Source organism: Vibrio sp. nBUS_14, from assembly GCF_051201655.1.
Classification (GTDB): domain Bacteria; phylum Pseudomonadota; class Gammaproteobacteria; order Enterobacterales; family Vibrionaceae; genus Vibrio.
On the sequence record NZ_CP179206.1, the window covers coordinates 831639 to 857230 of the forward strand.

Annotated in this window: 18 protein-coding genes and 5 pseudogenes; 13 read left to right on the forward strand and 10 right to left on the reverse strand. The window is 43.5% G+C overall.

What is annotated here, in order from left to right; genetic code table 11:
* Positions 1 to 301: 301 nt before the first annotated feature.
* From guaA to ACMAZD_RS03795, 4 genes and pseudogenes are all read left to right on the forward strand, one after another.
* Entirely contained in the window at positions 302 to 1855 is a 1554-nt protein-coding gene (gene guaA, locus ACMAZD_RS03780) for a glutamine-hydrolyzing GMP synthase (RefSeq protein WP_248384737.1), read from the forward strand.
* A 288-nt stretch (positions 1856 to 2143) separates the two neighbouring features.
* Positions 2144 to 3864, forward strand: a pseudogene (locus ACMAZD_RS03785) (glycoside hydrolase family 19 protein).
* A 272-nt stretch (positions 3865 to 4136) separates the two neighbouring features.
* Positions 4137 to 5687 carry a Na+/H+ antiporter NhaC family protein gene (locus tag ACMAZD_RS03790; RefSeq protein ID WP_435248627.1) on the forward strand — a complete coding sequence of 517 codons (1551 nt, stop codon included), beginning with the start codon at positions 4137 to 4139 and terminating at the stop codon, positions 5685 to 5687.
* A gap of 625 nt (positions 5688 to 6312) precedes the next feature.
* Positions 6313 to 6906 carry an acetate uptake transporter gene (locus ACMAZD_RS03795; protein WP_017106470.1) on the forward strand — a complete coding sequence of 198 codons (594 nt, stop codon included), beginning with the start codon at positions 6313 to 6315 and terminating at the stop codon, positions 6904 to 6906.
* 158 nt (positions 6907 to 7064) lie between these two features.
* On the opposite strand, the gene ACMAZD_RS03800 is transcribed toward ACMAZD_RS03795, so the two are convergent.
* From ACMAZD_RS03800 to ACMAZD_RS03815, 4 genes and pseudogenes are all read right to left on the reverse strand, one after another.
* Positions 7065 to 8612 carry an alanine/glycine:cation symporter family protein gene (locus ACMAZD_RS03800; RefSeq protein WP_435248628.1) on the reverse strand — a complete coding sequence of 516 codons (1548 nt, stop codon included), beginning with the start codon at positions 8610 to 8612 and terminating at the stop codon, positions 7065 to 7067.
* A gap of 368 nt (positions 8613 to 8980) precedes the next feature.
* Positions 8981 to 9591, reverse strand: a pseudogene (locus tag ACMAZD_RS03805) (MBL fold metallo-hydrolase); the annotation flags it as partial.
* A gap of 136 nt (positions 9592 to 9727) precedes the next feature.
* Positions 9728 to 10495, reverse strand: a complete 768-nt coding sequence (locus ACMAZD_RS03810) for a 1-acylglycerol-3-phosphate O-acyltransferase (RefSeq protein WP_435248629.1) — start codon at positions 10493 to 10495, stop codon at positions 9728 to 9730.
* Between the two features lie 197 nt (positions 10496 to 10692).
* Positions 10693 to 11631 carry a hypothetical protein gene (locus ACMAZD_RS03815; protein WP_435248630.1) on the reverse strand — a complete coding sequence of 313 codons (939 nt, stop codon included), beginning with the start codon at positions 11629 to 11631 and terminating at the stop codon, positions 10693 to 10695.
* 364 nt (positions 11632 to 11995) lie between these two features.
* Here ACMAZD_RS03815 and ACMAZD_RS03820 point away from each other — a divergent pair.
* The 4 genes and pseudogenes from ACMAZD_RS03820 to ACMAZD_RS03835 all read left to right on the forward strand — a co-directional run.
* Positions 11996 to 12312, forward strand: a pseudogene (locus ACMAZD_RS03820) (SAM-dependent methyltransferase); the annotation flags it as partial.
* A gap of 52 nt (positions 12313 to 12364) precedes the next feature.
* Entirely contained in the window at positions 12365 to 13093 is a 729-nt protein-coding gene (locus ACMAZD_RS03825) for a DUF429 domain-containing protein (RefSeq protein ID WP_435248631.1), read from the forward strand.
* Between the two features lie 79 nt (positions 13094 to 13172).
* Entirely contained in the window at positions 13173 to 13982 is an 810-nt protein-coding gene (locus ACMAZD_RS03830; protein WP_435248632.1) for a M15 family metallopeptidase, read from the forward strand.
* A gap of 304 nt (positions 13983 to 14286) precedes the next feature.
* Positions 14287 to 16167: an ATP-dependent zinc protease family protein gene (locus tag ACMAZD_RS03835; RefSeq protein WP_435248633.1), complete on the forward strand. Its 1881-nt coding sequence runs from the start codon at positions 14287 to 14289 to the stop codon at positions 16165 to 16167.
* A 107-nt stretch (positions 16168 to 16274) separates the two neighbouring features.
* Here ACMAZD_RS03835 and exsE2 read toward each other — a convergent pair whose 3' ends face one another.
* The 3 genes from exsE2 to ACMAZD_RS03850 form a co-directional block, all read right to left on the reverse strand.
* Complete coding sequence (exsE2, locus tag ACMAZD_RS03840) at positions 16275 to 16574, reverse strand: T3SS regulon translocated regulator ExsE2 (protein WP_435248634.1); 300 nt, start codon at positions 16572 to 16574, stop codon at positions 16275 to 16277.
* Positions 16575 to 16581: 7 nt separating this feature from the next.
* A complete protein-coding gene (locus tag ACMAZD_RS03845) occupies positions 16582 to 17028 on the reverse strand; it encodes a CesT family type III secretion system chaperone (RefSeq protein ID WP_435248635.1) in 447 nt (148 codons plus the stop codon).
* 421 nt (positions 17029 to 17449) lie between these two features.
* The gene (locus tag ACMAZD_RS03850) at positions 17450 to 18370 is read right to left on the reverse strand and encodes an IS5 family transposase (protein ID WP_435246996.1); all 921 of its coding nucleotides are present in this window, start codon (positions 18368 to 18370) and stop codon (positions 17450 to 17452) included.
* Between the two features lie 154 nt (positions 18371 to 18524).
* Here ACMAZD_RS03850 and ACMAZD_RS03855 point away from each other — a divergent pair, with 154 nt between their 5' ends.
* Both ACMAZD_RS03855 and ACMAZD_RS03860 read left to right on the forward strand, forming a co-directional pair.
* Entirely contained in the window at positions 18525 to 18854 is a 330-nt protein-coding gene (locus ACMAZD_RS03855) for a YscW family type III secretion system pilotin (RefSeq protein ID WP_435248636.1), read from the forward strand.
* 596 nt (positions 18855 to 19450) lie between these two features.
* Positions 19451 to 20119, forward strand: a pseudogene (locus ACMAZD_RS03860) (AraC family transcriptional regulator); the annotation flags it as partial.
* A 40-nt stretch (positions 20120 to 20159) separates the two neighbouring features.
* Here the strand turns inward: ACMAZD_RS03860 and tnpC are convergent.
* The 3 genes from tnpC to tnpA are packed head-to-tail and all read right to left on the reverse strand — an operon-like array spanning position 20160 to position 22407.
* Positions 20160 to 21686 carry an IS66 family transposase gene (gene tnpC / locus ACMAZD_RS03865; protein ID WP_435247148.1) on the reverse strand — a complete coding sequence of 509 codons (1527 nt, stop codon included), beginning with the start codon at positions 21684 to 21686 and terminating at the stop codon, positions 20160 to 20162.
* A gap of 59 nt (positions 21687 to 21745) precedes the next feature.
* Entirely contained in the window at positions 21746 to 22099 is a 354-nt protein-coding gene (gene tnpB, locus ACMAZD_RS03870) for an IS66 family insertion sequence element accessory protein TnpB (protein WP_016785808.1), read from the reverse strand.
* Positions 22096 to 22407: an IS66 family insertion sequence element accessory protein TnpA gene (gene tnpA, locus ACMAZD_RS03875; protein ID WP_016767112.1), complete on the reverse strand. Its 312-nt coding sequence runs from the start codon at positions 22405 to 22407 to the stop codon at positions 22096 to 22098. Before tnpA ends, tnpB begins: the two co-directional genes overlap by 4 nt.
* Positions 22408 to 22594: 187 nt before the next feature.
* Here tnpA and ACMAZD_RS03880 point away from each other — a divergent pair, with 187 nt between their 5' ends.
* The 3 genes and pseudogenes from ACMAZD_RS03880 (at position 22595) to ACMAZD_RS03890 (ending at position 25580) form a co-directional block, all read left to right on the forward strand.
* Positions 22595 to 24214, forward strand: a complete 1620-nt coding sequence (locus tag ACMAZD_RS03880; RefSeq protein ID WP_435247103.1) for an IS1634 family transposase — start codon at positions 22595 to 22597, stop codon at positions 24212 to 24214.
* Between the two features lie 20 nt (positions 24215 to 24234).
* A pseudogene (locus ACMAZD_RS03885) lies at positions 24235 to 24456 on the forward strand (helix-turn-helix transcriptional regulator); the annotation flags it as partial.
* Positions 24457 to 24599: 143 nt separating this feature from the next.
* Positions 24600 to 25580: a T3SS regulon anti-activator ExsD domain-containing protein gene (locus ACMAZD_RS03890; protein ID WP_435248637.1), complete on the forward strand. Its 981-nt coding sequence runs from the start codon at positions 24600 to 24602 to the stop codon at positions 25578 to 25580.
* Positions 25581 to 25592 lie beyond the last annotated feature (12 nt).

Genomic DNA, 25592 nt, shown 5'->3' on the forward strand with positions numbered 1-25592 from the left:
ATCCTAGCTTGTTAAAAACTCGATAACTTCGTTAGGATTTTTGATTGTAGAATAACTACTTATCAGAACTCTTTGTCGAATAGAGCAGCCTTGTTCTCAAGCTTTTTTGCTGTGCTATTCCTGAACACTTACTTACTGTGATTGGTATTATATCTAAAGCCTGTTTTGTTGAACGTATGATTTTTGCAAAACATCGCCTTAAAGATAACTTACGAAAACGTTTGCTTTATTTCTTGAAGAGTTAATCAGAGGTGAGTAAACTCGCCTCCGTTTTATCACATAGCCAATAAGACTGCTTACAATGACTAAAAATATTCATGACCAACGTATTCTAATTCTGGACTTCGGTTCTCAATACACACAGCTAGTAGCTCGTCGTATTCGTGAGATCGGTGTTTACTGTGAACTTTGGAGCTGGGACGTAGAAGAAGCGGATATTCGTGAATTCAATCCAGACGGCATTATCCTATCTGGTGGCCCTGAAAGTGTAACGGAAGAGAATTCTCCACGTGCACCTCAGTACGTATTTGATTCAGGTGTTCCTGTCTTCGGTATCTGCTACGGAATGCAAACGATGGCTGAGCAACTTGGCGGTAAAGTTGCAACGTCTACTGAGCGCGAGTTCGGCTACGCAGCGGTACAAGTAACGGGTGAATCTGCACTTTTCGCTGACCTTGAGACAACTCAAGATGTTTGGATGAGCCACGGTGACAAAGTAGTTGAAATCCCTGCTGATTTCACAAAAATCGCAGAGACAGACACTTGCCCATACGCAGCAATGGCAAACGAAGATAAGAAATACTACGGTGTTCAATTCCACCCAGAAGTAACGCACACTAAAAACGGCCTAAAAATGCTTGAGAACTTCGTTCTTAACGCGTGTGGTTGTGAAGGTCTGTGGACTTCAGCGTCTATCATTGAAGATGCGGTTGCACGTATTAAAGAACAAGTAGGTGACGACGAAGTTATCCTTGGTCTTTCTGGTGGTGTTGATTCATCAGTAGTTGCGATGCTTGCTCACCGCGCTATCGGCGACAAACTAACATGTGTATTTGTAGATAACGGCCTTCTTCGTTTAAACGAAGGTGAGCAGGTTATGGAGATGTTTGGCAACAAGTTTGGCCTAAACATCATCAAAGTAGATGCGGAAGATCGTTTCCTTGACGCTCTGGAAGGCGAAGCTGAACCAGAAGCGAAACGTAAGATCATCGGTCACGTATTCGTAGACATCTTCGACGAAGAGTCTAAGAAACTGAAGAATGCTAAATGGCTTGCTCAGGGTACTATCTACCCAGACGTAATAGAGTCTGCGGCATCTAAGACTGGTAAAGCACACGTAATCAAATCTCACCACAACGTTGGTGGCCTTCCTGATGATATGGAAATGGGCCTTGTTGAGCCTCTACGTGAGCTGTTTAAAGATGAAGTACGTAAGATCGGTCTAGAGCTTGGTCTTCCATACAACATGCTTTATCGCCACCCATTCCCAGGTCCTGGTCTAGGTGTTCGTGTACTTGGTGAAGTGAAGAAAGAGTACTGTGATTTACTGCGTCGTGCTGATGCTATCTTCATTGAAGAGCTTCACGCTGCTGACCTTTACCACAAAGTATCTCAAGCATTCACGGTATTCCTACCTGTACGTTCAGTTGGCGTAATGGGCGATGGCCGTAAGTACGATTGGGTTGTCTCTCTACGTGCAGTAGAAACTATCGACTTCATGACTGCTCACTGGGCACACCTACCATACGATTTCCTAGGTAAGGTATCTAACCGTATTATCAACGAAGTTAACGGCATTTCACGTGTTGTTTACGATATTTCTGGTAAGCCACCAGCAACTATCGAGTGGGAATAATTTCTTAGAGATTTAACCAGTTTTGATTAAGCTCTTAAGCCTCGAACTCAGTTCGGGGCTTTTTTCTTTCTGATTCAGGGAATTAAAGAGCTATACTAAACCTCTAGAAACCAAATGAGTTGGAAATTAGATATCAGCTCAAGAAAGTATGAGACGCGTTGTTACGTTTAACTATACATAAAGCTATCACTCGTACTTTTTATAAATTCATACCGCAACAGCTAGGCTATTCCCCATGTGCCACATACTCTTTGATGGACTTATTAAGGATAGATAAGAGAATCCATCATGTTAAAAATCAAATATTTGGCGACAGTCGTTGGCTGCACTTTAGCTGCTCACAGTTACGCGTCTTTGAACATTCAACCTGATCCGCAAAACCCGAATAGCTACCTTGTTGAAAAGTCGGCATTACAAGCTGCTGAACAAGCGAAAACATCCGATCCTATGTATGCGATCTGGTCACAAGCATTACAAACTCGTCCCAACAGTATTGTTGAAGCGATTGAGCCGGGTTCAGCCTCGAATCCTGAAAACGTGAAACGAGTCGAGCGTGCGTTCCCTCAATCTGAATGGGACTTCCTCACTCAGATGGCTGCGCCAGAATACACATACACTCGCTTCTTACGCGCGATTGGTAAATTCCCAGCCTTCTGTGGAGAGTACACCGATGGCCGTGACTCCGATGCCATCTGTAAGAAATCTATCATCACAGCTTTTGCTCACTTCTCTCAAGAGACGGGCGGGCACATCGCGATAGATAACACCTCTGATAACCCATTAGCGCTAGAGGAGTGGCAGCAAGCACTGGTGCATGTTCGTGAATTGGCTGGTCAGAAGGCCAAGAAGGTTACACTACGGGGTGTGGCCAGAACGATTGGCAAAATGCGCGCTGGCCATGTGCTGCGGGGCAGGGTTACTTTGGGCGTGGTGCTAAACAGCTTTCTTATCACTTTAACTACGGCGCGTTCTCAGAAGTGATGTTCGATGGCGATGCAACGGTGCTGTTGAATAATCCAGGCTTGGTTGCTGATTCATGGTTGAACTTGGCTTCTGCTATTTGGTTCTTCTTAACGCCACAAGCGCCGAAGCCAGCGATGCTGCATGTTATCGACCGTACTTGGACACCATCTCAACGTGAACTGGATGCGGGTATTGGTTATGGTTTCGGTACCACCATCAACGTAATCAACGTAATCAACGGTGGCATTGAGTGTGGTGAACAGAATAAAGACAAAGGCCAACCGGTTAACCGCATTCGTTACTGGGAGGGGCTAGCGGCGCACTACCTGATCCCTGTTGAAGCAGACGAAAAGAATACCTGTTGGCAGCAAACACCATACGGAAGCTTGAACCTCAACGGCGCAACAGATGTGTTGTACACCAACTGGGATGGCAACTGGAAATACTACGCAGACCGTCCTGAAGGTTATTCATTTGAATGTGAGCTTGTTGGTTTCCAAACTGCTTACTCAGCTTTGGTTGCTGGAGATTACGAGAAGTGCGTAACCAACTTCTATGGTTCTCATGCAAGTTGGCCTGAAGTGAAGGTGGTCGATAAGCTTGATCCGGTAGACCCAGGAACCGATCCCGGCGGTAACGGTTGGAATGCGACTAAGGTTTATACCGCTGGTGACCAAGTCACTCAAAACGGTGCAACCTACGAAGCGAAATGGTGGACACAAGGGGATGAACCTGCCAATGGCGGCCCTTGGAAATTGATTGCTGGAGAGCCAACACCACCCGTAGTGACATATCCATCGCCAGTTGACCCTGCACCTGTTGATCCTGCTCCGGTAGATCCAACACCAGTTGAACCGCCAGTTATTGAGCTGCCTGTCGTTGTTGACTCATCGATGTTTATTTCATGGCAAGCGGGTGTTAGCCAAGTGAGTAATGGCGAGAAGGTGACACATAATGGCAAGTGCTTCGTAGCTAAAAACGGTCCGGGTGTTTGGGAAAGTCCTGTTCAATCGAATTGGTTCTGGGATGAAATCACTTGTAATTGATAGTCTGAATATCGAAAAGGCGGTTTAAACGACGAGTTCAGTATTACGCTGTAGCGATATAAATAATCAAAATCCGAAAGTTTCTACTTTCGGCTTTTTTCGTTTCGAACTTGGTGGTCTAGGAAGGTCGATGGGTTTATTAGGCTATGTTAATGCGCATTTAAAGATTAATTATCCTGTTAGAAAACAAAGTCCTGTACAAATTGTTTCTGTGAATTTATATTCAAATTTAATTTATATATATTCTTTATTTTTAGGGTTAAGGTGTACCTATGGAACAGACAGATATCACGTCACTCATCCCCATTGTGATTACTTTGGTGTTGTCGTTGGCGACCAGGAATGTGGTGATCGGCCTTTTTGCTGGCGTGCTAAGTGGCGTTACGATGCTGACTGGCATGTTCAGCGAACTCAATCCGCTTAATACGTTTGGTACCATGGTTAAAGGTTACCTAGTCCCTCAATTGACTGATAGCTACAACGCTGGCGTGATTATGCTGTTGGTGTTCATCGGAGGCTTTGTTGCCTTGATGGAGAAATCGGGCGGTGGTGTTGCGTTTGCTAAGCGTGTTACGCAATGGGTAAGCAATAAATGCCAAGCTCAAATCTCAGCATGGTTGGGGGGAATCGTTATATTTTTCTCAGACTTAGGTACCCCGTTAATCGTTGGCCCTGTTTTTCGTCCTCTTTTCGATAAACTGAAACTTTCTAGACAGAAGCTAGCATTCATCATTGATTCAACCTCATCGCCGGTTGCGATCCTGATTCCTTTCATTGGGTGGGGTGTTTACATCATGAGCTTGATCCAGAAAGAATTTACTGCATTGAACGTTAACATGTCTGATTGGGATGCTTTCATCGGTGCGATTCCTTTTCAGTTTTACGCAATCCTAGCGATCTTCATCGTGCCTTTGGTGTCAGTCAAAGGTTTAGATTTTGGACCAATGGCGAAAGCTGAACGTGATTGCCAAGCGGGAATCAACTCTGGCGTGAACAGCGAATCACTTAATCCTTTCTCGCATAAAAATGCAAAGGCCTCTTTTGTTTGGGCGCCGTTGTTAGTGATGCTGGTGGTACTGTGTGCCATGTTAGTTCCACAAGGCTTCCCGTTCCAAAAGGTCGCGGGTTCATCATTCAGAGCAGCTTTATCATCGGCTTATTTCTTTGCTGCGATTACCTTGATCTCGCTAATGGCTTACTACGGTGTGAGAAAGCTGTCTGACGGTTTTTCTGTGTACTTAAAAGGCATGGGAAACATGATGCCAGTCGCGATCATCTTGGTGTTGGCTTGGGCGTTAAGCACAGTCGGTAAAGAGTTGGGCGCAGCGGCTTATATCGCCGAGCAAGCACAGAGCGGCTTCCCTTATTGGTTAGTGCCTGCGGTTGCGTTTCTGTTGTCGGCTATCATTTCATTTGCTACTGGATCGTCGTGGGGAACCTTCGCGATTATGATGCCACTGGTTATTCCTACGGCTGTAGCAATAGATGCGCCACTTTTGGTAGCGATTGGCGCTGTACTTTCTGGTGGCTTGTTTGGTGATCACTGCTCACCAATTTCTGAAACCACGATTCTTTCTTCAACAGGGGCAGGGTGTGATCAGTTTGAGCACTTTAAAACTCAGCTTCCTTACGCATTGATGAACGGCTCTATCGCTTTGGTCAGCTTTGTCGTGGCAGGGTTTACTGGAAGTGCATTGATTGTGTTAGGTGCGCTGATTGCTCAACTCGTTATTGTGACTTTGTTAGCTAAGCGTGATGCTAGTAAAAACGCTCAATCAGATGTGCAATCTGAAGTCTCTGATTCTAAAGTTCAACAAGCGTAATTTAGATTACGACTGAGGGGGCGAGATTCCAGATATCTCGTTCCTCGATTCTGGAATGACGATTTAATGAGTAGATATGGGATACGAGTAACGAAAAGCTCGCTATCTATCTATCTATCTATCTATCTATCTATCTATCTATCTATCTATCTATTGTTCTTCATTTCATACCTCGCACCTCATGCACTTCAATCTAAACTCGTTCTTCGCATCCCGCATCTAGTTTACTCGTATCAACGTAAATCATCGTCACTCCCTACAGTGAGGAACGAGCGTGATAGGGAATCTCTGTATTTGCTGTTGGTGTTTAGATTGAAGAGGAGATGCCACGCATCTCACTTATTTCAATCTCAACACGCTCTTCGCATCCCGAATCTCGTTTACTCGTATCTATGTAAACTACCGTCATTCCCTAAAGTGAGGAACGAACGTGGTAGGGAATCTGCTTACCTATCGTTTCTATGAATTAATCTGCCTTGTTATAAAATTAATTTTCCATGAGATCATTTTGACAACCTTAGTTTGCGTTAACTTGATTATCCTTTGTGACGGTTTATAGATTAAAATTTTCTTACAAATTTTATCGATTTTTTTTAATCAACCACTTTAATAAGGTAAATTCGCAATGTCGACCAAACTAGCTAACCCAGCGCCACTAGGCTTAATGGGTTTCGGTATGACCACTATTCTTCTTAATATCCACAACGCAGGTTTCTTCCCAATGGATTCAATGATCCTTGCGATGGGTATTTTTTACGGTGGTTTGAGCCAAGTTATCGTGGGCACTATGTGTTTCAAACGTGGTGACACGTTTGGTACAACAGCGTTTACTTCTTACGGCCTATTCTGGTTGTCTTTGGTTGGTTTGATTGTAATGCCTTACATGGGCCTACCAGCAAGCCCTGCAGCATTCATGGGTTGGTACCTACTACTATGGGGTATCTTCACAGGCTTCATGTTCATCGGTTCTCTATGCTACCCAGTAGCGAAGCAGGTTGTCTTCGGTTCACTCACTATCTTGTTCTTCCTACTTGCCGCTCATAATTTCACTGGCAGCTCACTGATCGGCACTATCGCTGGTTTTGAAGGTATCTTCTGTGGCGCTTCAGCTATCTACTTTGCAATGGCACAAGTAATCAACAACGAATACGGCCGCACAGTACTGCCTGTTGGTGAGAAAAAAGCACCTCAAATGGCAACACAAGAAATCGCAGCTTAATGCTCTAACTTGGGTACAGTTAGTGTGTTATAAGCAGCGATTTGTTATGAACAAAACAAAAGGGGTTAGCCGAAATGGCTAACCCCTTTTTTATGCGTTATTAATAGCGCGAGTTAAAGCGAGCTACTTATTAAAGCAATCTATCTGTTAAGGCGAACTTACGATGAAGGCTGTTCTACAGGTTTAGTGTCTGCAGCTTCTGCTTCAGGAGACTTACCTGTTTTACGCTTGTACTTCTCTTCCCAGTAAGTAGCGCCTTTGATGCCTAGTTTTACAGGGTTGAATATGTACTCAGTTACGCCTTGTTTCTGCTGCTCTTCATAATCAGCAAGTGCTTTAAGCGCAGGCTTAGACATGAAGAATATGATCATAATACCTACGATGTTTAACCATGCCATCAAGCCAACACCAACATCACCCATTGCCCATGCAAGGTTCGCTGTTTTAACTGTGCCATAGAAAACTGCAGTGATAAGAACAAGCTTAAGTACGAACATCATGCCAGGGATCTTGATGGTACGACGTAGGTAAGCAATATTCGTTTCTGCGATGTAGTAGTAAGCAAGAATCGTTGTAAATGCGAAGAAGAACAGAGCAAATGCGATGAATGGCTTACCGATGCCCGGTAGCGCACTTTCAATAGCAAGCTGTGTAAATACAGGGCCATTCGCACCAATGTTTGTTGCTAGATTCTGTACAAGGAAGACACCTTCAGCGCCGCCGTGAACGTTGTAAGCACCAGTGATGATGATCATGAACGCTGTAGCAGAACATACTAGAAGAGTATCGATGTAGATAGAGAACGCTTGTACCAAACCTTGCTGAGCTGGGTGATCAACACTTGCAGCAGCTGCTGCGTGAGGACCAGTACCTTGACCCGCTTCGTTTGAGTAAACACCACGCTTAACACCCCAACCAATTGCAGCACCGAAGCCTGCCATAGGTGTAAATGCATCGCCGATGATCATTGCGAAAACAGTTGGCACTTGGCCGATGTTTAGCAGAATGATAACGAACGCGATGATGATGTAAGCCAATGCCATGAATGGAACAACGATTTGTGTGAAGTTCGCAATACGTTTAACACCACCAAAGATGATGAAAGCAAGGATGATAGCAACAACAGTACCAGTGAAAATTTTAGCGAAACTGAATGTACCGATGGCTGTTTCAATCATGTCGCCTGAGCCAAATGCAGCTTCTACAGCATTACCAATACTGTTTGACTGAACACCTGGAAGCAAAATACCACATGCAAAAATAGTCGCGATAGCGAAGATCCATGCGTACCACTTTTGACCCATTGCTTTTTCAATGTAGTAAGCCGGACCACCACGGAACTGGCCTTCGTCTTCTTCTTTGTAGATTTGCGCTAGCGTAGATTCTGCATAAGCAGTCGCGGCACCAAAGAAGGCTACAACCCACATCCAAAATACGGCACCTGGGCCACCGAAACCGATAGCGGCAGCAACACCTGCAATGTTACCTGTACCGACACGGCCAGATAGCGAAACGGCTAGAGCTTGGAAAGACGAGATGCCTTTTGATGAGCTTTTACCCGATAGTAGCAAGCGCCACATTTCAAAGAAGTGACGGATTTGAACAAATCGAGTCATGATGGAGTAGAACAAACCTGCACCTAAACATAGGTAGATAAGTACTGGACTCCAGATTATTCCATTCAAAAAATCAACGAATGACTGCATGAGTATTTTCCCTGTTAGTTTTGCTTATGATTGTTTTTCGAACAACACAATACTTCACTTGTAACTCAAGTGTTAAATTATTTAACTGCGCATTAGGATTACTGTGACATAAAGCAAGTTACAGAGGGTGTTTGTTAACGCTTAGTTCTAATTCGATAATCGTTCTATGTAGTTGCATGTCCAATTGATTGTATTTTTAGGTGTTTGTCTGAGTGAATAAATAGTGATTAATACAAACAGGTAAATTTGAGGCGTAAAGAAGAAAGCAAATTGAGAAAAATAGAGGTGAAGACCGCTTAGCATGAACGGCTGATATGTGAGTGGTGGGGTGGAGTAAGCTGGAACATATTACCGACATCGAATCTTTAGGCAGGCCTGTTCTCAGAGCGTGTAGCAATGTCGTCGTGTGTACTGGTGCCGTAAGTCGCCAGAAAAGACCACCGCCTCTTGGTTGGGTAACTTAATCTCGATATAGGCCGAACCTAAGATATGTTCTGCAGGTTGAAAGCGAGCATACAGAGTATTTGGCCTATGATGACCCTTTTCGTTGTTTTGCTGTTTAGGGGGAATAGGAAACCAACCCCCATAAGGCTTAGGAACAATTAACGAATGAGTCTTTTTAAGGATGAGTTTAGATTGTTTATGACTGAGCCCTTGCTGTTTTAGTCCGTCTTCAATCATTAAAGGGGCAAGTTCAGCCGTCGCCTGAGTGCAATAAATCGGTTGGCTAAAGCCACTGGCGAGCAACCAAGGTAACCGGCCAATATGATTAATGTGAGTATGGGTCAGCAGTAGAGCGTTAAGGTGGGAAGTTTCAAATTCAATATCAAGAGGACGTGCGTCAGAGCCTTGAAGCTTTTTACCTTGAAGATCTAAACCTTGAAAGGCCACAATCGATGAGCACCGCTTGGCCTGAATCTCTAAATTCGTGACAAGTTCCTGTGAAGGTATGTTTGCCGCCATGATGAATCACTTCCATCGTTTACTCCCATTGCTCTATAAAGCCGTTAACGCCTGTTTTTATTTTGCGGATAAGTGCCAGCAAGTAAAACAAGGACAATGAGAGTTGCGCCTTTTTAAGTAACTGAGCGATGACTCAGTGGGTTCGCTGCGAGTTAGTTCGTAGAGGAGCCGTCTGAATCCAATTCTGTATTTTGCTGTGCTTCTATATGAGCGACTTCAGCATCTAACTGTGCAATTTTTTCGGCCATCAATGCATGACAGCGATTCGCTAACTCTCTTGCGTCGTTGAGCTTGTACCCAGATACATCGATAGGCTCAAGCATCTCTGTGATCACAATGCCATTATTAACTCGGTTGAGGTCAATCTTATTGTGCGTGGTGCTGGTACACATCGGGGTGATAGGCACGCCGGCTTCAATCGCCATTCGGAAAGCGCCCGTTTTGAATGGCAGTAGTCCACGCCCTTTACTGCGCGTTCCTTCAGGATAAACCCAAACAGACAGATCTCTCTGATGAATCGCTTCCGCCACTTGCTTGATGGTATCGCGTGCTTTGGACTTATCTTCACGGTTAATCATGATGTTACCGGTGATCCAATACAGCAGACCAAAGAAAGGCACATACAACAAATCACGTTTGCCCAATGAAACAGTGCGAGGTCTTAGCATTCCAGGGTCAGTCACAAAGTCTAATATGCTTTGGTGATTCGAGATGTAGACGCTTTTTTCTGACGTCGGTGCATTCTCTAGGCCGCGCTGCACCAGTTTCACACCGACGATCTTTTGTAGTTGATTGAACCAACGGCAGAAAACGTACACATGCGTAGGGTTCTTGGGGCTAAACAAGCAGTAAACAAAAGCACAGAGGGTGGTGAAAATAATAAACACCGTAGCCAAAATAATACGAAGAACAGCAAGCACAGTTCACTCCTTACTCACCGCAAAATTACAGTGATTAAATAGTTTTAGATGCTTGAAGTTTTCACTCTATTTAACCGAATTGCAACAATTAACTGTTACAGAGGGCAATTTTTAGATCTTTATATAAAACAAGGATTAACAATGAGTGTTTGAGACAGTTATCGAGCTTACAAGTGTTCACCAGTAATGGTTAATGATCACCAATATTGTTTGTTTGGGTCCGACCTTTCTACCCATTCCGAGTCTTGTCGTGACTCAAAATAGAGTTGTAGGCCGTTATAGGACATGAAAGCTGCAGGGCCGCCAAGATGTTCGAAATAGTCAAAATAATCATCTTCGAGCGAACAAAGGTGAGCTAAATCTTTAACGTTATTCATCATTGCCCATTGAATAGCGAATACCGGAGCCGTCGAACCTGAAATGCTGACCTCTTCGACATTTGGGTTGAACAGTGGATTAGCTTGTTCAAGCAGTATTTCTTCTTGTTCAGACTCTTGCTGCAAAATCTCCTCGATGATCTCCGAGCGCTTGGTATTGGAGACATTCTTGTTTAGCTTGGCGATTCGTAACGCGTAGCTAAAACGGTCTGATGAAACGATGTCGACAAGTTGCGACAACAGTTCTTTATCCACCCCTGAAGCTTTGGTGAAGTAGTCGATACACGAATGGATTGAAGCATAACGAGTACCGTCGAATTCAAAGCCACAGGTTTCGTCGTAGGCCTCGATTACAATGTCATCAACCGACAAAGGCCAACCTTTATAGCTGATTCGCTGCTTGGCGATTTGATACATCTTCCAAGCACTGCGGCCAAATCCGCCAAGCGTTGAGCCAGAGAAGTCAGAATCAATAAGCTCTTGCTCCGTCCAATTTTCACCGATGCCTAAGTGCTTAGCGTATTTATCGATGAGTGCGTGTTTTATCTGATCGCGAACAGCCCAAATTGAAGTCAGATCTTTTGCATACCTAACACTCGCGCACTCCTTACAAGCCGGCAGTGTAATCGGTGAATAGTCTATCTTGGCAATAGCCTGTGCACTCTTAGGGAATTCAACAACATCATTGGAAGGTTCACCACAAAACCAACAGGTGTAACGCAGGTTAAATGGGATATCTATGTACGAGTATGTGGTCATTAGTCTTTTATCGGCTGGGTGATTGAGGGCGGTTAATTATCAAAACAATTATCCCTGTTCAGGCCTGTACTTGCACCTGGTTTGTATGACTTTCCTGACAGTAATGGTTCGAGATGTGACTCGCCTGATGAGCTCATTAGGTAGATATTGATATAAAACAGTCACTAACGATTAATGCAGATTGGTGTGGCTGAACTTACATGTGTTGCAAGCAATCACCCAAGCTCCCCATTACTATTGAGATAGACTCCTTACTTCAATAGCGGATATGTCCTCGTCGATTCCTTTTTACGAAAAAAATGCTCACACACTTTGTGAACAGTACAACTCAGTGACGTTCGAGGTCGTGCGTAAAAGCTGGTAAGCTTACTGGCCGAATAACGATAAGTGGAACCTTTTTCCAACTACAAGCCTTTTTCCAACTACAAGCAAAGAGAACTTAAGTAAAAATGACAAAGTGCCTACCGCTGAAAACTTCGTGCGTCTAAACCTCGTATTCTAAAATGGTGGCAATTGGCGTGGAGTGATTCGGCTCATTTTGAACAGCAATTCTTTTCTGAAGCGGCCCTTTCTTTACCTAATATTCCACCACAATGTCGAGGCTTCGAAGAGGTGTTTGACGCAATGGGTCTGCAGGTACGCGGTGTGAAAAGCCGACTGTTAATCAATGAGTGGAAGTGACCGCCACGCTTACCCGCTAATTTAATCCTTGTAAGCAACGGTAGAGTAAACAATGAAATACATCGGAATTGATGGCTGTAAGGCGGGATGGATCGCTTGGATTGTCTCTGATAATCAGGCGCCAGTGTTCAAAGTAGTAAAGGCGCTAGGCGAGCTAGCGAGTGAGCTTATCGGTTCAACGGCGCTTATCGATATGCCGATTGGTTTTGGTGACGCACAAACTCCAGATCGCTTGTGCGACAAAGCAGCAAGGCGTTTTCTAACCAGCAAACGTGGTTCTTCGGTATTTCCGGTTCCGTGTCGTGAAGCCGTTTACCAAACCGATTACATCGCGGCGTGTAATGCCAATGTGGAGCAACTGAGTAAGAAGTTCTCTAAGCAAACTTGGGGGATTGTGCCCAAGATTCGTGAACTGGATGAGTTAATGAATGCTTACCCAAACTTATCGATACGAGAGTCTCATCCCGAGGTCGTATTCGCTGCCTTGAAAGGGGAACCGCTAGCGTTCTCTAAGCGAACTCAAGAGGGCAAAGAGGAACGGCTTTCGGTTATTCAGCAACTCGCTCCGCAATGGTGTGAGGGTTTGGCGTTAGCAATCTCGAACACCAAGCGTAAAGATGTCGCGATAGATGACATTTATGACGCATTTATATTGATGTTGATTGCTTATCACGCCCCAACATTGTCTTGCTTGCCTCAGCTTTCTGATATTGGTGGAAAGGCTGATAAGGATCAGAATGGTCGAGTTCGCGAAATCGTTTATTGGAACAAAACGAACTAGCCAAGTATGCGTTCTGTTAGGTTGAGTGTGTTATTTTCCATTTCCTGTCTTTTTACTCTTACTGTTTTTGAGCCTTGATATGAAACGTTTAATTGTTGGTTTGCTGGTAACTTTGAACTGCGCGGCGAGTTACGGTCAAGTAGCGCCTGTCTCTCAGTGGCAATGTGAGATGATGAAAAAGAACAAGGTATTGAATAGTGGAGCACCTGTTGGTTGTGAGCGCCTGTCCAAAGTGGACTTTGATTTCGTTAACTTTAAGGGCGAAACGCAGCAGGGGAACATGATTGTGCTTGATGTTATCGCACCTTCTGTTGAACAAATCTTTTTAGAACTTAAACAGCGTAACTTCCCACTGCATTCTGCGCGCCTAATGCGTGAGTTCAACGGTGATGACAATGCTTCTATGGAAGCCAATAATAGCAGTGCGTTTAATGCTCGACCTATCACTGGTGGAGGAGATTGGTCGAAGCATGCCTATGGTGTGGCAATCGACATCAACCCAGTTCAAAACCCTTTCTTAGCGTTCGATAGCAACGGAACCATTACGGTAAAGCCTTCACAATCGGTAGCCAGCTATGTAAACAGAACGCGCTTTCGTGCGCGCAATGACATTGAACGCCGAGGCATGGCGGAAGATATGGTTGAGTTGTTTGCACATCATGGCTTTATTATCTGGGGAGGAGATTGGAATAGCCCAATAGATACTCAGCATTTCGAGGTTGGATCAAGAAAGTTCGTCAATCAACTGCTCTCTAAACCCGAACCAGAAGCCAAAGTGTTATTTGAGCGACACGTCGAATCTTATCGCCAATGTTTTAATAAAAATAAAGGCGAGGGCGAAGAAAAAGCTCGTGCTATCTGTGCAAAGAAAACAGTCGGGACTTTTTAGTGCTATGTTTATTTAGAACCGTTTGTGTTTTAGCAAGTTAAGCTCGCTTCAAGGGTATTTTGAATCGCTAAGGTTAACGTGCGCCGTTGGCCTTTTTTGTATTCGTTTCTCCAATAGAACTCAGAGCATTCAAAAGGTTATTGGGTATCGGTTAGTCAATATTTGATGAAGTAATGCGACGCAAAGTCATCGGTTTGTCATTGAAAAAGTCGTAGCGTAAACGTTATGTGAGAACCATTGTTGATGGGGAACTTATTGCCTTTTCACCAGTATTATTAGTGAACTGATCACAACGGACTAACTAATGAAAAAGATTCCTTTGACTCTAACTCTTTTAAGTTCTCTATTTTTGTCACAATATTCTTTGGCTATAGACAATTCTCACACCACGCAAAATCCGAGTTACGAACTTGATGGTAAAGTGGTCTTAGGGCGAACTGAGAATGTGTACTTCTCTGGCGTTCAAGGACTAAAAGACGTCCCTTTCATGGGTAAAATCGACACCGGTGCAGAAACCACTTCGATGCATGCTGAAGATATTCATGTGAGAAGTCTCCATGCCGACTACAAGAGTCTCAAAGATGAACAGTTGATGGCGGCATTGGTCGAAGAGGCTCGGAGCAACAGAGCTCTACACTACAGTGATTGGGATGGCAGCCACTTTGCAAAATATCAGGCGATCGTTTCTTTTAAGGTGCAAAACCCGCGGACTGGAGAGAAAGTAAAGGTTGAGGCCCCTTTAGAGCGTGTCAGTGTCATACGTAGCCGCACCAGTAGAAAGTCTTTGCTTCGTCCGACGGTGAAGATGTCTCTGACCATCGCTAATCAAGAGCTAAAAACTGACGTTAATCTCACGGATAGAAGTCATTTCTCTGCACCTGTATTAATCGGTAAATCCTTCCTAGCCGACAACGCGTTGGTGTTTGCTGGCTATGATTATCTGCAAGAGCAAGAGAACGCAACGGTGGTTGGCCGTAAAGAGGTGGTGTCTATTTCGGGCATGCTAATGAATGCGACCTTCTCTTTAAAGAACCGCTACAGCACCCTACATGCAAAAAATATTGATGTAGACAAAAAACACAGCGAAGTCACGTTTGATATCGTCGGTAACACTGGCAAGCCAAAAGAGGTGGCATTACCGTTAGTTCGTATGCTAAGTGTGAGTGGAAATCAGAGGCCTCTTGTATATGTACCGGTTCAACTCGATGAGAATACCACTAAAGATGTGCTTGTTTATTTGAGCGAGCATTCAGGCAGTACTTCTCAGTTAAGGTTAGGGACGAATACCGCCAGCGAATTCTTTATGATTGATACTAATGCTGAGAATTTGCTCTCACAAGGTTCATCGAGTTTTAGCAATGTGGTTAAAGCGGGTTCCCCGATGATTATCTCACCGGAAGAGGACATCACACTTGATGAGTTCTCGCTAAAGGCTGTGGCTTCTTTTACTGTAAAGACGCCTCTGTTGAAGGTGGACAGCTTTGAGGTTGTCAGCAAGGGCAAAGATGAATCGGTTGAGTTTTACCTAACTGACGCGAATGGTGAACAGCAGAAGGTAATCAAACCTATCATTAAAAAGCTTAAAGTCGGAGATGACACTCGCCCGGTCGTGAGTGGCAAGCTTTCGGTATTAGGAAAGAGTCGTACGCAAGAGTTTGCCATCGATGTATTGGACAGTGATGAAAAGCAACCTTATTTCATTCTAGGTAAGAATATGGCTAAAGAAGGCGTGTATGTAAACACGCGTTCTGACTACCTATTGAAAGCCGAGCCTCTGTTTAAAGTCGGGCACATTGAAGTGGTTGAAGTGAACGGCATGACGTTCCCTGCCAAGCTAGATACCGGTGCTGATGTGAGCTCTATGAACGCGGTGAACATCAAGCGATTTAAGAAAGATGGCCAAGACATGGTGACCTTTACTTATCAAAATAACCAAGGAGATAAGCAAGAGTTCACCAAGCCAGTTATTGATGTGATGCGTATTAAAGCTAAGAAAGGCGAGAAGGTAAACATTCGTCCTGTCGTAGAAATGAAGGTAAAGCTGGGTGAATTAGAGAAAGAGGTGAGAGTGAACCTTCAAGACCGTTCTCGCTTTGAATACAGCATGATTTTGGGTAAGAACTTCCTAAAGCATGGCGTAGTAGTAAGTAGTGATGAAGATTACGTACTAGGGAAAATGGAATAACGGCCTAATTTACTAAAAGCGAAATAGGGATGTTTTAAACGGCCACACATTTCAGTAAAGGGATGTGTGGCTGTTTGTTATGTGGTTACTTGTTGGACGTTTTGTATCTAACTCGTTGCTCTGTTAGTTGAGATAACTTGAACCTTTCTATTCAACAACTCTTGGGTGGAACTAAAATTCTTTTCGAAGCTTAAAATCGAGTTAGAAAGTTCAGTATTGGCAAAAATAGAGAGCGTCTCGCTTAATCCAAGCTTTGAGTTCGTGCGGTTTTGTTCTCTCTCATTAGGGTTTATCAGCACCACAGTTCTGCCCAGAAAGTCTCCCTTTTTTGCTGACTCCTTCTCGTGACTGTTCTCGATCCAATTTATCGAAGAGTGATTTAGTATTGGTTGAATGCCATTGGACATAGATTACTTAGACTCTTAAATCCGAGCTTTGAAACGTAGATGGCAAAGCTTCCATGGTTATATGGGCCGATAACAAGTCTTCCCAAGATTCACTTTGTGTAAGTATTTCAGCTAATGAATCTTCAAACAGCTCATAATCGAGTGACTCTGCTTGAAGTAGTCTATTCAAACATAGTTTGTGCCTGTGGTTATCTAAACTAAAAAACAGTTGATGTTCAGACCAGTGATAGTTAAATGCGACAAAAGAACGGTAAAGATCAGGGGTTACAATTTGTAGATCAACGATCTCAGCTTCCAATTGAAGTGTCCCTGTTGTTGGATGAAAGATTACATGTACTCTTATGTTGTCATCAAAAGCCAACCCCAACTCGTCTTCGATCAACTGTAATCTCGGTAACCCTATATGATGAGCAAATTTAAGTAAAACCTCATCTACGATTTGGCGCGCAGACATAGAAGTCATCCTTTTTTTTATTTAAACTTGAAGTTATGGCAAGTGTGTTTCGTTGTTTATCAAAATTAGTTAGATTTTTTTATATAAACGTTTTTTATTGATGGGCTAGGGCTTATTAGCTGTGTTTCTTATAACAAAGTTTAATATAGTTAGTGCTTGTATAATGAACGACTGTATATTTGGAACTAACATCAAGATTTTTATCAAGCTGAATTCAATGTATTTAATTGTGATTCTTATTTTTGAGACTCGTGATTATAATAATTAAAAGAAATACCTATTGATCTTTGATGCATTTTTATAGAACAATCAAGATTGTTATTTTTATTAAAAAGATAAGTTGATTGAGCATACAGTGAAGGTAAATGGCTTTGTTGCTTAATTCAGAGAGAAGGCATGCCTGCCCCATTGTGCTTAATTCTTAATCGATATACTGTGTTTCAGGCATACCAAGCCCTGTAAGCTTATTCAGGGCTTTAATCATAGCGTAAGTCTCGCCAACTTGAGCGTTGTAGTTCCTCAGGCTTAATTTCCCACCTAGCAGCTGTTTTACTCGGTACATCGCGGTCTCTGATAGAGAGCGCTTATGATAGCCATACCGCTCTTTCCAATACTTATTTGAGCCATATAACTTCTGGCAACCCACGGCGAGATTTCGGGGGTGACCACGCTCCCAGAAGGCAGCCCCTTCTCTTGGTGGGATGAGCGGAACAGCTCGCTTGATCCGTATGGCATCATGGCAATTCCTTGTGTCATAAGCGCCATCACCTGATATCTCAATGATTTTCCGACGTGTCTGATTAAGTAAGTTGGGGAGCACTTCGGCATCGGTTACGTTAGATAAGCTCAGCTCTGCTGCGACTATTTCGTGGGTGCTTGTATCTACTGCGATGTGCAGCTTACGCCAGACTCTTCGCTTCCCATCAGTTCCATGCTTCTTGACCTTCCATTCACCTTCGCCATAAACCTTGAGACCAGTGGCATCAATGGCTAGGTGTTGTATCGCACCTCTGGTTTTAGTTTTAAATGAAACCTCAACATCCTTAGATCGACGACTTATACAGGTGTAGTGTGGGCAAACCAGAGGGATGTTAGCCAGCTTAAAGACGGAGTCTAGAAAACCTTGCAGCGCTCTCAATGGCATAGAGAAAACGCGTTTCACCATCAGAGCGGTAGTAATGGCTAAGTCGCTGAATCGGCGAGGTCTACCACGCTTGCCTTGTTTGTTTTGCTTCCACTCGGCTAACGTCTCCTCATCAATCCAAAAAGTCAGAGAGCCACGGTTGATTAAGGCTTTATTATACTGCTTCCAGTTAGTTGTTTTGTAACGAGGTTTAGGCATGAGACTACGACGATTGATGGGTGTATCCGATCAGATCGTAGCTTCCTGATTTAGTTCCATCGATTTAAGCAACAAGGCCAAGGTAAATACGTCTTTTTTATTACTAAGTATATTTCTTTTGAGCGCTTGTACTCATACAGGCCATTTAGGAAGTATGTTCAAAAGCGACTCTCAGGCAGCATTGTACGGATGGGTGTCTTTTGATGAGTATGTTGCTCCTGTAAATACTTTGATTGATATCGATGTGTGCCAAGTGATTGAAGAAAAGTGTATTAGTGTTGCAAGGCAAACTTATCATGGAGTTCAGCTACCTGTGCAATACTCTTTTGTTATAGCGCCGATACAAGCAGGTAAGGGTGAAATGAAGATCCGCGCAGTGTTACGTTCTCAAGGGGAAATCAGAGCCAGTAAAGAAGAAGGCTATATTTTTACGCAAGGCAGAGTACATAAGGATTTAAAACTAGAAGCTTACAATAATAACTAGAAAGTAATCGTTTTCATTTTTTCTATTTTAATAAAAATTTAAGTTGAATGAAGCGAATAGTCCAGAGCTAAAACTCTAATTATTAATGGGGTCAAGTCATCGGCTCAGTGCTTCTTTATATGAATATCAGTTGCACTCACTGCAATTTTTATGTTTATATCCCCCTCTTCTATGAAGTTGGCTAGATAGAGTGGTTTAAAAATAAACACTCCATTTTTTGTGGAAATACCAATATAGGTGAGAGTAGGCTTAAACATTAGTACTTTCATTTATTCTAATATAATAAGAGCTTTTGTTGCTTGAGTATCACTAGTTATAAGTTGAACTTTAGCAAAAGCTTATTAACTTCTCGAGAATATAAAAAACAATATCGAGACGTTTTTCCAAGATTATTTTTTGCTACCACCGGTAGTTTATGAGCTATTTGTAATTTATTCGGGGAGTATGGTCGTGCTATCGCACCTATGCTCTTTTCTTGCTTCTTTAATTGATATCGTTCTGATTGCATATCATGTGTAATTTTTCGTGTTGTTGTAAATCAGGCTTTGGTATTTCTCTGGCTCTGTTAGAGGAGTTGGGATTATGAAGGGTAGAAAATGGATGTGTTAGGCCAGCTAAATACAGAAAGGGTCAACTCGCTATCGCGAAAAGTCCATAGTACTTGTTACTATGAAAAATACGATGAAGTTTTTCATTCTCGCCAGTCTCACATTGTAGTCGTTCACAATGGGCAATTGAGAGTTCAAACGGGTGACTGTACGCTCGATGTTGCCGCTGGTTGTGGGGTTTACCTTTCTCAAGGGGATTACTTGCTCGAATATACTCCATTAGATGGCCACTATATGGCATCAATGGTTGAATTTGACAACGAACTGGTCAGCCAATTTTTGCAAAAGCATAGTGAATTACTGATGTCGCTGCCAAAAGTTGAGAGCATTCAGTCTGGGTTGTTTCCATTCACTTTGAACATATTGGTAGATCAAGCGTTATCAGGAATTAAGGCGTTAGAGGAGCAGTCTTATCCTGATACTATTATGCGCTTAAAGTACGAGGAAATACTGATACTACTGCTTCATGGTGAGAAAGGAGAGAACCTATATGCATTATTATCACAACTGACTAACAAAACCTCAGACCGACTGCGTCGTTTTATGGAGGTCCATTACCTGAAAGAGTGGAAACTAACGGATTATGCTCAAGAGTTTGGTGCGAGCTTAACGACGTTTAAAGAGCTTTTCAACCGTCATTCCGCAGCCAATTCTAGATTTTAATGTAAACGCCCCATGAACCCACGAGGCGATGTTGTTAATGTTTGAAGTTCCAAGGTAGGAGCGCATCGATATCAGGCTCAGCTTTCGCAAGCTCTTTCATGCACTTGACCATGTAGTCGTAGAGGATAAGGCCGTTGGCTTTCGCCGTCTCGACGATGCTGTAAAGCATCGCGCTCGCATCAGCACCATTTGGTGTGTTCGAGAAGAGCCAATTTTTTCTGCCAATGACCAGCGGTTTAATGGCGCGTTCAGCACGATTATTATCGATAGATAAATGACCGTCATCGATATAGCGGATAAGTTTCGGCCATTGGCCGAGCGTGTATTTTATCGCCTTGCCCAGCGAGCTAGACGCTAGCACTTGTTGAGTCGTCATCCACTCGTACAGCTCATCCAGTATCGGCTTGGCATGCAGTTGACGTTCTGCTTTTCGTGTTTCGACAGTCGCACCTCTTAAGCGCGATTCTATCCCATAGAGCTTCTGGATTTTGGCTAGCGCTTTATCTGCTTTGCCTGACTTACCTTTACCTTGAAGCTTCTTAGCATCCATGAACTTACGCCGTGCATGTGCCAAGCAACCAACATTGGTTACGTGATGAAGACCATCATAGGCACCATAGCCATCGGTTTGCAGATAACCACTGTAATCCCCCAAGAAGGCAACAGGGCATGCCCTCGCGCGACTGTTTTGATAGTCGTACAAGGCGATATTCTTTACATTCGGCAGTGCAGCGTCGGGCGAGTCTGCGCCCGAGCAGTAGAGCCACATATAACACTGTTTATCTTCTTTGAGGACATTGAGCGGCGTTTCATCTGCCTGAACCACCACTTGTTGGAGTAGATGCTCTTTCAAGGCCGCATACAGCGGTGTGAACTTCTCACTGACTTGGATAACCCACCTTGCCATCGTGGTTCGTGATAGCTCGATACCCGACTGGGTAAACAGCGACTCTTGGCGGTACAGTGGCATTGCGTATTGATATTTGCCAAGGATGATGTTGGCTAGCAAGCTTTCTGTCGCGAAGCTTTTAGGGATGATGCTCTGGGGCGCTGGCTTTTGAACGATGTGGCTTTTGTCTTCAGTTTGCTCGCACTGACGACAAGCATACTTAGGACGAACATATTCCAGCACTTTGAGCACGGCTGGTGAGAACTCAAGTTTCTCACTGCGGTCTTCACCGATTTTATGCAGACTATGTTGGCAGCATGCACACTGTTTTTCATGGTCGTCTAAATCGAGTTCGATAACCTCACGAGGCAAAGTCTTTGGAAGTGGCTTGCGTTTACCACGCTTCTTCGTTGTGGTCGTTGTTACCTCAACCACCTCTCCCTTAGCGGCTTCACATTCCACTTCGTTGAAGAGGTCACCTTGAGATTCATCGTAAGGCTTTAACGCCTCCGAGCGTTTTGCGAACTGGCGGTCGAAAGCAAGTTTGAGTTGCTCAAGCAGAGATTGACGCTCTTGTTTCCATTGGTTTTCTGACGCCATCAGCGCTTTCACCATCGCTTGTAGCTTGGCAACATCTTGGCTTTCTGGGTTGATATCTGGCGTCTTTTTCATGGCATTGATTATACTAAAATCATACCATTTACGCTTGGTAGATAAGGCTTTATTATCGATTAAGTCATTGTAAAATCGTTTATTTGAACGGGTTTATGGCCGATAATCGTGAAGCCAGAAAGCAGTCTATCAAGCTCGAATTGAGTCAGGGTAAACACTTCATTTTTCTCTTTTGTAGGCCATTTATACTTGGCTTTTTCAAGACGTTTATACCAAAGCGCAAAGCCAGTTTTATCCCAGTACAGCACTTTGATTTTGTCGCGCTGTTTATTGGTGAACAGGAACAGTGCGCCACTTCCCAAGGGTAAATCGGTGTCACTTTCGATAATCGCCGCGAGGCCATTGATGGACTTTCTAAAATCGACACTCTCACGATACAGATAAATCTCTGGTGCGCTGAGCATATGTTTCATGACAAGGCTCCAATGAGTTCTGCCAGGTAGGTAGCGGGCGTGCCTTGAGGAATGCTCAACTCCACATCATTGATGAGAAGTGTCATGTTAGCGGTGGCTATTTGAGCTTGATATTTCGTTGTCTTTTCGACGATCTCTGCCCGTACAAAGCCTTGAGAGACATCTGCTTTTTTGAGTTGCTGGCGCTTAGCGTAAAACGTCGAGGGGTTGAGTTCATTTAGCTTACAAAATGCAAGCGTTGACAATGAACTCGATTCAGATTGCTCGATGAGCGTTTGCCATTCTTGATTAGTGTGTCGTTTTCCCATTTCAAATCTCCTTATGGTTGGAGACTTGATCTTATTCTTCGCGCTAGGCGATTAGAATGCGGGGTTTATGACGCGCTTACATTTTAATTAGTGTGATCCCACGATCATTTATCAATAATGATTGCAGTTGAGACTTGACGCAGATCCCCCGTTTTGATCTATTACTTTTATTTGCCGGTAACTTGCGATGTCTGCTCCTCAACCTGTCATAAAACGCTTAGATCATCTTGGATTAATCGCTGCATTCTGTCATGAGATTGATTTACCCGGGCTTATCGACCGCATAATTCCTAAGTATTCAGAGCATAATGTCTCACACGGTGATGCCGTTCTAGCCATGATTTTGAACGGTTTGGGCTTCCATAGTCGAACATTGCATATGTTTTCTGACTTTTTCGAGACAAAGCCAATATCAAAGCTGCTTGCTAAAAACATAGAAGCGCACCACTTAACTGATGATGTTCTTGGGCGCACATTAGATGCTTTATTTGAAGCTGATGTATCTATTTTATATCAAGTTATTGCAGAGCATACCGTTGAAAAATTGGGCCTCAAGACAGAGTCTGTCCACCTTGATATAACGAGTTTCCATGTTGATGGTGAATATGCTCAATCAGCAGAGGATGACATTAATTCTATTCAACTCGTCAAAGGTTATAGTCGAGATCACCGACCTGAATTGAATCAGGTTGTCCTTGAATTAATTTGTGAAAATCAAGCAGGGCTCCCTGTTTATATGCAGGCTCTCAGTGGAAACACGAACGATGCAAAAGCATTTGCAGAGGTCACTAAGCGCCATATTCACTGTCTTAAAGCCGCGCAAAATAGTCGTTACTTTATTGCTGATGCAGCTTTATACACGTCAGACAGTATTTGCTCACTTGATGAACAAAAGCAGAAGTTCATTACACGCGTCCCAATGACCATTAAAATGGCCAAACAAGCTCTACTGGCATTATCGCCAGCGCAATTAGAGCCTATCGGTAATGGTTATTCGGGGCACTGGATTGAATCTGATTATGGCAACGTGAAGCAGCGATGGTTGTTAGTGAACAGCGAGCAAGCGACAAAGCGAGAAGAAGCCACTTTTTATAAAAATTTGGATAAAAATCTGACCAAAGAGCTTAAATCTCTAGCTCAATTAGCTAAGAAACAATTTGCCTGTGCGACTGATGCACAAAAGGCTATGAGTGAATTTCAGAGTCAATGCCAACTGTTGAGTTTCGAGCAAAGTGAGATACGGCAAGTGCCCGAGTTTGCTGGCCGAGGGCGCCCTAAAAAAGATGAGGTTCCAACTGGATACCACTACAAAATTGAAGCAAATCCGTTCACTGATTTAGAAAAAGTAAAACTCGCGAAGCTTAAAGTTGGTATGTTCATTCTTGCGACCAATGATACTGAAAGTACCGATCTCGATATGGCTGCGTTACTGGAACACTACAAGTCACAACAGAAAGTCGAGCGAGGTTTTCGCTTCCTTAAAAGCCCTGAGTTTTTAACATCATCTATCTTCTTAAAAAAACCACAACGCATCGAAGCTTTACTCATGATAATGACCTTAAGCCTAATGGTTTATGCTGGACTCGAGCATAAGATACGTGAAGAGTTGGCTGTTACTGAAGAATTTTTTCCAAGCATGGTTAAGAACAAAACCACATCTAAGCCAACTGCTCGCTGGGTGTTTTTAAAATTTGAAGGGGTCGATACACTTGAGTTCGGCGAACAATGGTTTATCACCGGCATTCAAGACCATCAGAGGAGATTGCTTCAATTGCTAGGTAAGCTATATGAAGCAATTTATTCCTAAATGAGGTGCGGAATGTCGGTTTCAATGAGCATTATGGCGTATCTCCTAGAGCGTGGATCAGTGAGCGTCGCTTGCTGCATGCTCATAAGTTATTGCTCACCAGCAAGATGAGTATTGTCGATGTCGCAATGGAAGCGGGCTTTTCAAGCCAATCTTACTTTACGCAAAGTTATCGACGTCGATTTGGAACGACACCAAGCCGTGTACGTTCTGGGGAAGAACAAGTGCCTATTGCTAAGTGAAATGTCTGACGACTAAAATTTTCTGACTAATTTTGAAAGGCATTAACTGGCGCAAACTCTATTATGATTAGCGTAACAACGAATCAAACTAATACCTCTACTTCCTTCTGGATTGTTCGAAGTAGATGCGGAGAACAACACCGATGAAAAAGCTGCATTGGCGACGCCGTTCGCTTTTTCCTAATAACATTGTGGCGCAAAGGAAGGTCACTGTCTTGCATAGAGGCACAAGATATGAGGGGCTAACTCAATCATCACAAGTGTCTAATGTTGTTAATGTCAATCACCGACAACTTCTAAGTGAAGGAGTTTTGAGTTCTGAGCAATTGTCTTTGCTGCAACGTTTACTTGACCGTAATGTCGTTGATTGTCTATGTGCTAGCCAAGTGGTCAAAATCTATCAAAGGTTTGGTACCTCTCTAGACCGATTCGCAATGCGCCTCTTTCTCGAAGTGGGTGGGCAATTGAGTGATAGTCATGTGTTGAGCTCTTTTGATCAAAGGCTGGATTATATTAATGGTCGATTGGGGTTCCGTTTCAATTTGGCATTCCCCAAAACGCTTATTCTTTCCATGTATTTAGCCATTAATGAATGGGTTAATCGAAAGACAGATCAGACGATACTGCATGACACCATTAAACTTGAACAACTTATCAATCAACTGGGTATTCAGAAAGAGTATTGGTTGAGACTGTCGGCGGAAGAGAACAGTGCAATTTTCGCAGATCAGCAGTTATCGCTGATTCAGAGGCAGCAGAGTGAGCTGTATGAGCAGCTTGATGTTCTTAATGAACAACAAAATCAGGTCCTGGAATCCCACCGAACTACGGTAGAAGAGTGGAAGCCAACGCTGGAAAAACTAAAGGGCCTATCTCAGCACGGCAAAACATCAGATAAGTTTATCTCTGAATGGAAAGGCTGGTGTGCTGAAGCCCGAGTTCAAGCACCTGAGCTTAAAGACGTTTGGGATGCTTGTGACCATGTTTACAGCGATTTGAATGCGGTTGCGAAGATTTGGCAGTGGTTTCAAGACATGCACACCGTGGGTCATGTGGATCACTATTATTTTGATATTCAGAGTAATCAATACGGTCAAGCGTGTAACCACCTCAGTCAGATTTAAATAGAGCTAAAT